Annotated in this window: 13 protein-coding genes; 10 read left to right on the top strand and 3 right to left on the bottom strand. The window is 63.8% G+C overall.

Features of this window, described 5'->3' with window-relative positions:
- Positions 1-34 precede the first annotated feature (34 nt).
- The 6 genes from P3T21_RS23785 (at position 35) to P3T21_RS23760 (ending at position 4773) form a co-directional block, all read left to right on the top strand.
- Positions 35-802, top strand: a complete 768-nt coding sequence (locus P3T21_RS23785; protein WP_429258403.1) for an SDR family oxidoreductase — start codon at positions 35-37, stop codon at positions 800-802.
- Between the two features lie 123 nt (positions 803-925).
- A complete protein-coding gene (locus P3T21_RS23780) occupies positions 926-1114 on the top strand; it encodes an oxidoreductase-like domain-containing protein (RefSeq protein ID WP_429258508.1) in 189 nt (62 codons plus the stop codon).
- Complete coding sequence (locus P3T21_RS23775; RefSeq protein WP_429258402.1) at positions 1111-2028, top strand: NAD-dependent protein deacetylase; 918 nt, start codon at positions 1111-1113, stop codon at positions 2026-2028. The genes P3T21_RS23780 and P3T21_RS23775 overlap by 4 nt, the downstream gene beginning before the upstream one ends.
- Positions 2029-2054: 26 nt before the next feature.
- Complete coding sequence (locus tag P3T21_RS23770; protein WP_429258401.1) at positions 2055-2669, top strand: DUF938 domain-containing protein; 615 nt, start codon at positions 2055-2057, stop codon at positions 2667-2669.
- Positions 2670-2794: 125 nt separating this feature from the next.
- Positions 2795-4204, top strand: a complete 1410-nt coding sequence (gndA, locus tag P3T21_RS23765; protein ID WP_429258400.1) for an NADP-dependent phosphogluconate dehydrogenase — start codon at positions 2795-2797, stop codon at positions 4202-4204.
- Between the two features lie 257 nt (positions 4205-4461).
- The gene (locus tag P3T21_RS23760) at positions 4462-4773 is read left to right on the top strand and encodes a DUF4148 domain-containing protein (RefSeq protein ID WP_429258399.1); all 312 of its coding nucleotides are present in this window, start codon (positions 4462-4464) and stop codon (positions 4771-4773) included.
- Positions 4774-4832: 59 nt separating this feature from the next.
- On the opposite strand, the gene P3T21_RS23755 is transcribed toward P3T21_RS23760, so the two are convergent.
- Positions 4833-5153: a hypothetical protein gene (locus tag P3T21_RS23755; RefSeq protein WP_429258398.1), complete on the bottom strand. Its 321-nt coding sequence runs from the start codon at positions 5151-5153 to the stop codon at positions 4833-4835.
- A gap of 346 nt (positions 5154-5499) precedes the next feature.
- Here P3T21_RS23755 and P3T21_RS23750 point away from each other — a divergent pair, with 346 nt between their 5' ends.
- The 3 genes from P3T21_RS23750 (at position 5500) to ltaE (ending at position 7719) form a co-directional block, all read left to right on the top strand.
- Positions 5500-5811 (top strand): cupin domain-containing protein, encoded by a 312-nt coding sequence (locus P3T21_RS23750; RefSeq protein WP_429258397.1) that lies wholly within the window; start codon positions 5500-5502, stop codon positions 5809-5811.
- 28 nt (positions 5812-5839) lie between these two features.
- Positions 5840-6577, top strand: a complete 738-nt coding sequence (locus tag P3T21_RS23745) for a peptidoglycan DD-metalloendopeptidase family protein (RefSeq protein ID WP_429258396.1) — start codon at positions 5840-5842, stop codon at positions 6575-6577.
- Positions 6578-6714: 137 nt separating this feature from the next.
- Positions 6715-7719 (top strand): low-specificity L-threonine aldolase, encoded by a 1005-nt coding sequence (gene ltaE, locus P3T21_RS23740; RefSeq protein WP_429258395.1) that lies wholly within the window; start codon positions 6715-6717, stop codon positions 7717-7719.
- 149 nt (positions 7720-7868) lie between these two features.
- Here the strand turns inward: ltaE and P3T21_RS23735 are convergent, their stop codons facing one another.
- Positions 7869-9236 (bottom strand): MFS transporter, encoded by a 1368-nt coding sequence (locus P3T21_RS23735; protein ID WP_429258507.1) that lies wholly within the window; start codon positions 9234-9236, stop codon positions 7869-7871.
- Positions 9237-9592: 356 nt separating this feature from the next.
- Positions 9593-9820, bottom strand: a complete 228-nt coding sequence (locus tag P3T21_RS23730) for a hypothetical protein (RefSeq protein ID WP_429258394.1) — start codon at positions 9818-9820, stop codon at positions 9593-9595.
- A 312-nt stretch (positions 9821-10132) separates the two neighbouring features.
- Between P3T21_RS23730 and P3T21_RS23725 the strand changes: the two genes are divergently transcribed.
- Positions 10133-12586 (top strand): glycogen/starch/alpha-glucan phosphorylase, encoded by a 2454-nt coding sequence (locus tag P3T21_RS23725; protein ID WP_429258393.1) that lies wholly within the window; start codon positions 10133-10135, stop codon positions 12584-12586.
- The last annotated feature ends 48 nt before the right edge of the window (positions 12587-12634 follow it).

The following is a 12634-nucleotide window of genomic DNA, read 5'->3' as shown; positions in this document are numbered from 1 at the left end:
TCACGTCCGGCGCGCAAACATGGGGAGAAACGTTGTGAGTACGGACACGAAGCAGGGTAAGGTCGCATTGATCACGGGCGCGGGCAGCGGTATCGGCCGCGCGACGGCGGAGCGGCTGCTGGAGCGCGGCTATCGCGTCGTGCTGGCGGGCCGCCGGCAGGCGCCGCTCGACGACATCGCGGCAGCGGCGGCGCAACGCGGCGAGGACGCGCTGGCCGTCGCGTGCGATGTCACGGATGAAGCCAGCGTGGCGGCGCTTTTCGACGCGATTCGCGCGCGCTATGGCCGGCTCGACGTGCTGTTCAATAACGCGGGCCGCAATGCGCCGCCCGTCGACATCGACGAAATCAGTATCGACGACTGGCGCTCGGTGGTCGACACGAATCTGACAGGCGTTTTCCTTTGCACGCGCGCGGCGTTCGGCATGATGAAGACGCAGTCGCCGCGTGGCGGACGCATCATCAACAACGGCTCGATCTCGGCGCACGCGCCGCGTCCGTGGAGCATTGCCTACACGGCGACCAAGCACGCGATCACCGGCCTCACGAAATCCGTCTCGCTCGATGGCCGCCGTCACGACATCGTCTGCGGCCAGATCGACATCGGCAACGCCGCGACGGAAATGGCCGCACGGATGGCGCGCGGTGTACCGCAGGCGAATGGCGAAACGGCGGTCGAACCTTTGATGGACGTCGGCCTCGTTGCTGATGCCGTGCTGCATATGGCCGATCTGCCGTTGTCCGCGAATGTCCAGTTCATGACAATCATGGCGAGCAAGATGCCGTACGTCGGACGCGGTTAGGCACATTCACCCGGCCGCTTTCGCGGCGGCCGGCAGCGCGCCGGGCGGGTTCCCCCTATACTGTTTGATCCCAGTCATCATCCGGATACCGTCGTGCCCGAAGCGTCGACCGAGGACGACCCGATGCCGGTGCCGCCCAGGCAGCCGGAGCTCGAGGATTGTTGCGGCAGCGGTTGCGACCCGTGCATTTTCGATCTTTACGCAGACGAGCTCGAGCGCTATCGGGTCGCGCTCGCCGCATGGGAAGCGCGCCATCGCACGCGTGGCTCCCGTGGTGCTCACGAAAAAAAGCCCAGCCGTCCCCGTTCATGAACCAACCCCAGTTACCCGCGACCGCCGCCAGCGGCACTTCCGCCAGCGGCACCTCCGCAATCGAACCGCAAGCGCTGTCTGCATTGCATGATTTCGTGCGGCGTTATCCGCGGCTTTTCGTGCTGACCGGCGCGGGCATCAGTATCGATTCCGGCATTCCTGGCTATCGCGACGAAAACGGCGAGTGGAAGCGCTCGCCACCAATCACGCTGCAGGAATTTCTCGGCGCCGAGCATTCCCGCAAACGCTATTGGGCACGCAGCATGATCGGCTGGCCGGTGGTCGCCGATGCCGCGCCGAACGCGGCGCATCGCGCGCTCGCCCAGCTGGAAGCCGCCGGTCACGTTGAAACGCTCGTGACGCAGAACGTCGACGGCTTGCATCAACGCGCGGGCAGCACGGACGTGATCGAACTGCACGGCAGTATCGGCGGCGTGACGTGTCTGGACTGCGGCGCACAACATGCGCGCGCCGCCATCCAGCACACGCTCGAAGCAGAGAACCCGGCGCTGCTCGAAGCCAGCGCGGAACCCGCCGCCGATGGCGACGCGCATCTCGAATGGCACGATCTGGATACATTCCGCGTTCCGCCGTGCCCAACCTGCGGCGGTCTGCTGAAACCCTCGGTGGTGTTTTTCGGCGAGAACGTGCCGCGCGAACGCGTCGAGTCGGCCGGGCGTGCGCTTGAAGCCGCGGATGCCGTGCTGGTCGTGGGTTCGTCGCTGATGGTTTATTCCGGTTATCGCTTCTGCGTGTGGGCCGGGAAAGCGGGCAAACCCGTTGCTGCGATCAATCTTGGCAAAACGCGCGCCGATCCGCTGCTCGCGCTGAAAGTAGCCGCGCCCTGCGCCGACGCCTTGACGGCACTTGCAGCGAAGCTCGCGACAAAAGCCGGCGCACGACCCGGCGCATAACCCGCGCACGCCCTTTTACCGAAATGATGAACACACCGAATCCGAACCTGCGACAGCGCTCGCCTTCCGCGGAACGCAATTGCGAGCCGATCCTTGCCGTGCTGCAACACGCGTTGCCGCAAACGGGCACCGTGCTCGAGATCGCGAGCGGCACCGGCCAGCATGTGACGCATTTCGCGGCGGCGCTTCCCGGACTCACATGGCAGCCGAGCGATCCTGACGTTGACGCGCGCGCTTCGATTGCTGCGTGGACGGCGCATGCGGGTCTCGCGAACGTACGCGCGCCGCTCGCGCTCGATGTGCGTCGTACGCCATGGGGCATCGAAGCCGCGAACGCAATCGTCTGCATCAATATGGTCCACATTTCGCCGTGGGCCGCGACCGAGGCGCTCTTTTCCGGCGCCGGGCGCATACTGGAGCGCGGCGGTGTGATCTTTCTCTACGGACCGTACCGCCGCAACGGCGCGCATACGGCTGACAGCAATGAAGCCTTCGATCAGCAGTTGAGGAGCCGCAATCCCGAGTGGGGCGTGCGCGACATGGAAGCCGTCGTGGAACTGGCCGCTGCGGCGGCGTTCGAAGGGGAAGAACCGGTAGCGATGCCCGCGAACAACTTCAGTCTCGTGTTCCGCAAGCGCTAACTTGCGCCGTATGTGTCGCAGACAAGCGGCATCCGGCCATTTCTTTTATCCTTTCACCCTCGACGCCGCGCGGGCAGCAATCCGTCGCGGCATCCCGTCTTTCTGGAATCTGGAGAATTCACATCATGGGCAAGCAGGCAATCGGCGTGGTGGGGCTGGCGGTCATGGGCCGCAATCTGGCGCTCAACATCGAGAGCCGCGGTCACGCGGTTTCCGTCTTCAACCGGACCCGCGAAAAAACTGACGAGCTGATCAACGAATATCCGGATCGCAAGCTCGTGCCGGCTTACACGCTGGAAGAATTCGTCGACTCGCTGGAAAAGCCGCGCCGCATTCTGATGATGGTCAAAGCCGGCGCGCCGACCGATGCCACCATCGCATCGCTCAAGCCGCTGCTGGAAAAGGGCGACATTCTGATCGACGGCGGCAATACGCATTTCACCGATACGATCCGCCGTAACCAGGAACTCGCGAAAGCGGGCCTGCATTTCATCGGCACGGGCGTGTCAGGCGGTGAAGAAGGCGCATTGAAAGGCCCGTCGATCATGCCAGGCGGACAGCGCGATGCGTACGATCTGGTTGCACCGATTCTCACCGAAATCGCCGCGAAGGCGCCGGACGGCGAGCCGTGCGTTGCGTACATGGGCGCGGACGGTGCGGGCCACTTCGTGAAGATGGTGCACAACGGCATCGAATACGGCGACATGCAGCTGATCGCCGAAAGCTACTGGGTGCTGAAGCAGGTGCTCGGCCTGTCGAACGAGGAGCTTGGCAAGGTCTACACCGAATGGAACGAAGGTGAACTCGACAGCTACCTGATCGAAATCACGTCGAAGATTTTCGGCAAGAAAGACGACGAAACCGGCAAGGATCTCGTCGACGTGATTCTCGATCGCGCCGCGCAGAAGGGCACCGGCAAGTGGACGAGCCAGAACGCGCTCGATCTCGGCGCGCCGTTGCCGCTCATCACCGAAGCCGTGTTCGCGCGCGTGCTGTCGTCGCTGAAAGATCAGCGCGTGGCGGCGAGCAAGGTCATCACCGGGCCGGAGAAAAAGGCGTTCAGCGGCGATCGGGCGGCCTTCATCGAATCGGTGCGGCGTGCGCTGTACTTCAGCAAGGTGATTTCGTACGCGCAGGGTTTTGCGCAACTGCGCGCGGCGTCGGACGAATACAAGTGGGATCTCGACTACGGCACGATTGCGAAGATTTTCCGCGCCGGCTGTATCATCCGCGCCCGCTTCCTGCAGAAGATTACCGACGCCTATTCGAAAGAAAAGACGATCGCGAACCTGCTGCTCGATCCGTACTTCAACGATATCGCCACGAAGTATCAGGGCGCGTTGCGCGATGTGGTCGTCGCAGCGGTGCAGGCGGGGGTGGCGGTGCCGGCGTTCGCCTCGGCGATCGCGTACTTCGACGGATATCGTTCGGAGCGCCTGCCCGCGAATCTCGTGCAGTCGCAGCGTGACTTTTTTGGCGCGCATACGTTCGAGCGCGTCGACAAGCCAGGCAGCTTCCACGCGAACTGGTCCTGAGCGTCATCGAGTAGCGTTTGCTACCGGCGCAGTGGCGGTGCCTTCGGGCCCGCTATCTGTGCCGCGTGAACTGTTGCTGGAATGCCTGTGAGTGCCCTCGACAAGCGGCATTTGAGCGTCGGGATTGTTGCGATTACGGAAATAGATATTACCTGGATTAGTGGTTTTCCCTATGGGCCGACTTCTCTAGACTTGCACCCATACGCTGAAGGACACGGTCCCGAAGCGATCCAGGTACATGTCCGGAGGTAGTCACCATGAAAGCACTGATCAAGGCAGCCGTTGTTGCAGCCGTCCTCGCCGCGCCCGTTGTGTCGTTTGCCCAGTCGAACGAACCGGTTACGCGCGCTCAGGTCCGCGAAGAACTCGTGCAACTCCAGAAGGCCGGCTACAGCCCGCTCGACGACCGTAACAGCTATCCTGTTCACATTGAGGCAGCCGAAGCCCGCATCGCGGCGCAGAACGGCACGCCGGTGAACACCAGCTACGGCGCAGCGACGAACGGTTCGTCGCAAGTCGGTGCACGCGCTGAAAAGCCGGGTCCGCTGTCGGTTTTCTTCGGCAATTAAGCTGGATTGCAATAAAAAACGCTGACCGGATCGCTCCGGTCAGCGTTTTCTTTTATGGTTCAGTGCAGCGTGCGATGACGGCGGCCAATATCGTCGAAAAGTTCGCGGCTGGGCTCCAGCGCGAGCAGCCAGGTTTCGTCGTAGCCGCTCAAGGTGTCGAGCGCCTCACGTAATCGCTCGATCGCGACCGCGGGCAGTTCCACGGTCGCCTCCACGCCGCTCGACAGGCGGGCGATGCTGGCCAGCTGGACAAGGGCGTCGGCGGCCTCGGCGACATCGGTGGCAAAGACGAGGTGCGTATTCAGCAACTCCGCCAGCCCAGGCGACGTCGCGACATCCTCGACGTTGAGCTGCAGGGCCAGAAATGTGGCTTTGTTCATCCTCGAACTCCTCGCGGACAGGACATCGCGGTAATCGGCAATCGGCTCACCCGCGGTGCGTCGCGGCAGCAAAGGGCAGTATAGGCCAGCGCCGGGGGTAATCAATGCAGCCTCCGGACCGCCGATTCCGATTCAAAAGCTGCCAGCACGGGCCCCCGGCGGCCTGCACGGGGTTGACGGGTCATATAATGGTCCGGCACCTTCTCCCGGGCAGCATATTCCTCTTCATGCATCCGACCCGGCACGCATAGGCCGGCCGGGTCCATGCACGAGATCGCGCGTGATTGGCATGATTGACCTGATTGTGGCCTGATCGCGCCGCGAACACGGAACCCACGGCACGACCATGAAAATCATCCGCAGCAGGAACTTCACAGCCAGCCGCCCGTGGGGCGCGCTCGACATTGCGAGCATGCGCGGCATCACGATCCGCCTTCACTGGACCGACCAGCCGTATCAATGGCACGTCAACGACGGCGAGGAAGTGTTCGCCGTGCTCGATGGCCGGGTGGAGATGCGATATCGCATCGAAGGCGACGAGCAATCGGCCATTCTGGAAACTGGCGATGTGTTTTACGCGTCTATGGGTACAGAGCATGTCGCTTATCCGATCGGTGAGGCGCGCATTCTGGTGATCGAAACCGGGGGCAGCGTCTGACGCAGTGCAACAGGAGCGAGGACGAACGATGACACCAGCATGGCCGCTCAGAACGGCGCAGGTTGTGCTTGTCACAGGCGTGGCGATATCGGTGGGCGCATGCACGATCGTCCCATGGACCGACGCGACGCGCCCGAGCCCGCCTCTCCAGTCGTACCAGCAGTCCTCAGGCGGCGTGCCCGCGGGTTACTACCGCGTGAATCCCGGCGATTCGCTGCTGTCGGTGGCAACCGCGTTCGGTCAGCGCGCGGACGATGTCGCGAGCTGGAACCACCTGGCACCGGGCGCGCCGGTCACGGCGGGGCAGATCCTGCGCGTCGCGCCGCCGTCCGCGGTCGTGACGGGTCCGGGCGGTGTCGTGCCGCCGGCTGGCGGCGCGCTCGCGGCGGAGGCATCGACAGTCCGGCTGATGTGGCCCGTGCGCGGCCCGATCCTGTCGACGTTCAATGCAGCAAGAAAAGGCATCGTGATCGGCGGCAAGCCCGGGGACCCGGTCAAGGCGTCGGCGGCCGGGCGCGTGGTCTACGCCGGCACCGGCATGGAGGCGTACGGGCCGCTCATCATCATCAAGCACGACGCGACGATCATCACCGCGTATGGCCACAACCGCGCGTTGCTCGTGAAGGAAGGCGACGCGGTCACGCAGGGGCAGACAATCGCCGAGATGGGCGCCGACGCGAACGGCTCCGGCTCGATGCAGTTCGAGGTGCGCAGCGGCGGCAAGCCGGTCGATCCATTGAGTTTGCTGCCGAAGCCGGGCGGCTGATTCGCCCACGTGATCGAGCGACACTCGGCGTTCGTGCGGTTCTCAACATATTTGCATACACTATCGGGTCCATCCGCCGGGGCGCCGCGAACCTTCACCGCGCCGCACGGCTCCGACAGCCTGTACAGGACATACACATGATCGATTTGCGCAGCGATACCGTCACGCGTCCCACAGCGGCGATGCTGGCCGCCATGACGTCGGCCGAAGTGGGCGACGATGTCTGGGGCGACGACCCGACCGTCCTGCGGCTGCAGGCGACGGTCGCCGAACGCACCGGCAAGGAAGCCGGACTCTTCTTCCCGAGCGGCACGCAAAGCAATCTCGCCGCGTTGATGGCGCATTGCGCGCGCGGCGACGAATACATCGTCGGCCAGCTTGCGCACACGTACAAATACGAAGGCGGCGGCGCGGCCGTGCTGGGCAGCATCCAGCCGCAACCGCTCGAAAATGCCGCCGATGGCACGTTGCCGCTCGACAAGGTCGCCGCCGCCATCAAGCCGATCGACGATCACTTCGCGCGCACGCGTCTCTTCGCGCTCGAAAACACGATCGGCGGCAAGGTGCTGCCGGCGGGTTACGTGGCCGAAGCGGTCGCGTTCGTGCGTCAGCGCGGGCTCGCAACGCATCTGGACGGCGCGCGCGTCTGCAATGCGGCGGTCGGTTCCGGGCAGTCGATCGAGGCGCTGTGCGAGCCGTTCGATTCCGTGTCGATCTGCTTTTCGAAGGGACTGGGCGCGCCGGTCGGCTCGGTGCTGGTGGGCAGCAAGGCGCTGCTCGATAGCGCGCATCGCTGGCGCAAGGTGCTGGGCGGCGGTATGCGGCAGTCGGGCGTGCTGGCGGCAGCGTGCCTGTATGCGCTCGATCACAACGTCGAGCGTCTCGCCGACGATCACGCGAACGCTGCGCATCTCGCCGCCGGGCTCGGGCAGATCGATCAGGTGAAGGTGCAGTCGGTGGCGACCAACATGGTGTTCGCGCAGTTTCCGCAGGAAGACTGCGCGCCGCTGGAAGCGTGGCTCAAGGAGCGGGGCATTCTCACGCAGATGCTGTATGCGTCGCGATTTGTGACGCATATGGACGTCTCGCGTGCGGATATCGATACGTTTCTTGCTGCAGTGAAGGGTTATTTTGCGCGTTGAGCGTTGTTGGGCGCGTTGACCGGTTGCTGAGCCGTTGCGGGTCGCCCATTGAGCCGGCGATCAGTTGACGGACTGACCGGCGCCCAACCCATGTCGATCACGGCGACCCGCCTTCCCAGCCGGTCGCCGTTTTTCTTTCACTTTCTCTTTCACTTTGTAGCCGTTTCGACGTAGCCGCTCGCACGATGCGACGGTGCCAGCAGTCGCAGTCCGCTGACGACGGCAGCGGCGCCGGCGAACACCGCTCCAGTGCTCAGCGCGAGCGTCGGCCCATGACGGCCCGCAATGCCAAAGCTCAACGCAACCAGCGCCGCGCCGGTCGTCTGGCCGAGCAGACGCGCGGTCGCGATGATGCCGCTCGCGCCGCCGCTGCGCTCGGGCGGCGCGCTCGCCATCAATGCCTTCAGGTTCGGCGACTGGAAGAAGCCGAAGCCCGCTCCGCACACGGCCATCCGTATCGCGATGTCGATGACATGCGGATACGGCGGCAGCAACGCGAGCGAGGCCATCCCCGCACTCAGTATCGCGAGGCCGATCGCGCCGAGCAAACCGGGCGGATAGCGGTCCGACAGCCGTCCGGCGATGGGCGCAGCGAGTGCCACGACGACCGGCCACGGCGTCATCAGAAACCCCGTTTCAACCTGGCTGCGATGCAGCACATCTTCGAAGTAGAACGGCAGGGACACGAACGCGAGCCCTTGCGCCGCGAACGAACACACCGCGGTCACGGCCGATAGCGCAAACACCGGACGTCTGAACAGATCGACGGGCAGCATCGGCGCGGGATGACCCGACTCGCGGCGCATCAGCAGCAATCCGAACAGGAGGGCGATGGCCGCCGCCGTCAGCACGGTGCGCAGCGGCGCGCGCTGCGCCGCTTCGCCGAGCGCGAAGATCAGCGCCGCGAACGTGATCACGTTGAGCAACGCGGCGATGGGATCGAACTGATGCGTGCCGCGCGTCGTATGCGGGAGGGCGGGCAGCGCGAACGTCAGCGCGACGACGCCGAGCGGCACGTTGATCGCGAAGAGCCACGGCCACGATGCGACCGACAGGATCAGCGAAGCCACCGTCGGCCCGACGGCGAACGATACGCCGACGATCAGCGCATTTACGCCGAGGCCGCGTCCAAGCCGATGCGGCGGGAACAGATAGCGGATCAACGCGGTGTTGACGCTCATGATCGCGCTCGCGCCAAGCCCCTGCAGCACGCGCGCGGCGGTCAGCATCGGCAGCGTCGAGACGACCGAGCACGCGAGCGAGGCGATGGTGAACACAACGATCCCGCCGATATAGATGCGCCGATGTCCGAGGATGTCGCCGAGTGCGGCGAGCGGCAGCAGCGTCGCGACCATCGCGAGCTGGTAGGCGTTGATGATCCACACGGACGCGGCCGGCGCGGCGTGCAGATCGGCGGCGATGGCGGGCAGGGCGGTGTTGGCGATGGCGGTATCGAGCGTCGCGAGCGCGACGGCGAGCATGATCGCGGCCATTGCGCGGCGATCGGTGGGCGACATGGGCGCGTCGTCGCGACGCAGATGGCCCGGCAAGGTGGATGGGTCGGACAAAGGCTGGCTCGTTAGGGGTTGCTGAGGGCAATCACAAGGCTGTGCGTCGCCTCAAGGAGGTCGACGCACGCTAATTCAGCAATTGTTACAGACGAGCCGGATTCCTGCTGGCGGCCTCGCAGGGAGGAAGGCGATTGAAAGCTCTTACAGACACAGCTTCGGTCATACGCACATAACGCAACTAACGGTCAAGCCCGGCGCGTGCCCACAAGCACGTGCGCGGGTGACATAAACCGGACGCACAATGATGCCAACGCCAGCAGAAGGGCTGCCGCGAGCCTGCCACATCCACGCGCGCGTGCGTCTCAGGAAAGCGAAGCCAGCAGGATCGACAGCTTGCGGATATGCGCCTTGAATGCCTCTGTGGTGTCGCGATCGTGGGATGAGGCCAGATGCGGCGCCTCTGCAAGCTCGACCTGCGTCTGGAATTCGTCCGCGATCCTGCGCCGCGCGTCGGGCGGCATCGAGCGCACCACTGAGACCAGGAAAAGCTCCTGGGCATGGAACATGCCGAGCATTGTCTGTACGTTCATGGCGCTTTCTCCGTGGACCCGGCTGTGACGATCGCGTGCGCGTCGCTGGCGGCCTTCGGCGCTGTGTGTGCGCCATTTCATGTTAGTGCACCGGGTGCAGCCCATCGCGCCGGATGCACTGGATTCGTGCGGAAACGGGCTACATCGGTTCATTCGAGAGAAGGTTTATGCGGGTCGCCCGATTGGCGCTGCCAATGACGCGAAGCCGCAAATGTCCTACTCTGCTAATTTAACCGCCTGACCGGCACGCGCCATTCCGCCCGCCGACCGCGCGGCCGGAGCGCGCCACACAGGCACAACCCGGAGGCTTCGATGACAACCGTGGATCTGGAATTCGACCAGCTCAACAGTACCGTCGACGCGCTACGGCGCTCCATCTCCAACCGCCTGATGTACGGCGTCGGCAAGGACGCCGTGACGGCGCGCCCGCAGGACTGGCTGCACGCGGCGGCACTCGCCGTGCGCGACCGTCTCGTCGCGCGCTGGATGAGGACCACGCGTCTTCAGTACGAACAGGACGTGAAACGCGTCTACTACCTGTCGATGGAATTCCTGATCGGCCGCACGTTTACGAACGCGCTGCTCGCGCTCGGCATCTACGACCAGGTGAAGGAAGCGTTGCACGATCTCGGCGTCGACATGGAAGCGCTGACCGATCTCGAGCCCGATGCAGCGCTCGGCAACGGCGGCCTCGGCCGGCTGGCCGCGTGTTTTCTCGATTCGATGGCGACGCTGGGTATCCCAGGTTTCGGTTACGGCATCCGTTACGAATACGGGATGTTCCGTCAGCAGATCGTCGATGGCGAGCAGGTCGAGACGCCGGATTACTGGCTGCGCGCCGGCAATCCATGGGAATTTCCGCGGCCGGAAGTGCAGTATATGGTGCACTTCGGCGGACGCACGGTGCAGCGCGACGGCCATATCGAGTGGATCGATACCGAGCACGTCAACGCGATGGCATACGACACGGTGATCCCGGGCTATGCGACGAGCGCGACGAACACGCTGCGCCTGTGGTCCGCGCGCGCCACCGAGGAACTCGATCTTTCTGCATTCAATCGCGGCGATTACCGGCGTGCAGTCGAAGCGAAAGAGACATCGGAAAACGTCTCACGCCTGCTGTATCCGGATGATTCGACGCCCGCAGGTCGCGAATTGCGTCTGCGGCAGGAGTACTTTTTCGTGTCGGCCACGATGCAGGATCTGATCCGTCGATATCAACGCACGCACAGCACGTTCGGGCGTTTCGCGGAAAAGGTCGCGGTGCATCTGAACGATACGCACCCCGTGCTGGCGATTCCGGAACTGATGCGTCTGCTCGTCGACGTGCATCACGTGCCGTGGGACAAGGCGTGGAAACACATCGAGCAGATGTTCTCGTACACGAACCACACGTTGATGCCGGAAGCGCTCGAAACGTGGGATGTCGAAATGCTCGCGCGTCTGTTGCCGCGACACCTCGAAATCATCTTCGAGATCAATGCGGAGTTTTTGAAGCACGTCAGCGAGAAGTCTGGCCACGACGCGGAAATGATCCGCCGTATTTCACTCGTCGATGAATACGGACAGCGGCGTGTGCGCATGGCGCATCTGGCGATTGTCGCGAGTCAAAAGGTGAATGGCGTATCGAAGTTGCATTCGCAACTGATGACAAAGCACATCTTTGCCGACTTCGCGCATATGTTCCCTGAGCGCTTCACGAATGTGACGAACGGGGTTACGCCGCGGCGCTGGCTCGCGCAGGCGAGCCCGTCGATGTCGTCGCTGATCGATCAGCAGATTGGCACGCACTGGCGGCGCGATCTCTTCGAACTCGCGAAGCTGCGCGAACTGCGTAACGACGACGCGTTTGTGGCCGCGTTCCATGAGGCGAAGCGGCAGAACAAGTTGCGGCTCGCGCATCGGCTCTCGCACGCTACGGGTGTGTCGATCGATCCGGAAGCGCTCTTCGATCTGCAGGTCAAACGTATTCACGAGTACAAGCGGCAGTTGCTGAACGTGCTGCATGTGATCGTCCGCTATAACCAGATTCGCGCGCATCCTGAGCGTGACTGGGTGCCGCGCGTCGTGATGTTCGCGGGCAAGTCGGCGTCGGCGTACCGGATGGCGAAGACGATCATCAAGCTGATCAACGATGTCGGCGCGAAGGTGAACAGCGACCCCGTGATCGGCGACCGGCTGAAGGTGGTGTTCGTGCCGAACTATGGGGTGAGCGTCGCCGAACTCATCATTCCGGCGGCTGACCTGTCCGAACAGATTTCGATGGCGGGCACGGAAGCATCGGGCACCGGCAACATGAAGCTCGCGCTGAACGGTGCGCTGACCATCGGCACGATGGACGGCGCGAACATCGAAATCTGCGATGCGGTAGGGCGCGAGAATATTTTCATCTTCGGTCACACCGCGGACGAGGTCGATGATCTGCGGGCGAAAGGGTATCGCCCGCGACAGCTGTATGAAGAGAACCCCGAACTGCATACCGCGCTCGACCAGATTCGTACCGGCTTCTTTTCGCCGGAAGATCCGTTGCGCTTCTCGGACATCTTCCACACGCTCGTCGACTGGGGCGATCACTACATGGTGCTGGCCGATTTCGTCGCGTTTGCGGAGGCGCAGCAGGCTGTCGATGAACGCTTCCGCGACACGCGCGCGTGGACCGAAAGCGCAATCGAAAACGTCGCCGGCATGGGACAGTTCTCGTCGGATCGCACGATCACGGAGTACGCGCATGGCATCTGGCATGTGAAGCCGCTGGAGATGAGCTGATCCCTGCGTTGGGCGCGGGTGCTTCAAGATGCGGCGAGGCTGGGTTTT

The organism is Paraburkholderia sp. GAS334 (assembly GCF_050436625.1).
Classification (GTDB): Bacteria; Pseudomonadota; Gammaproteobacteria; order Burkholderiales; family Burkholderiaceae; genus Paraburkholderia.
This window is presented reverse-complemented; position numbering and strand designations above follow the sequence as displayed.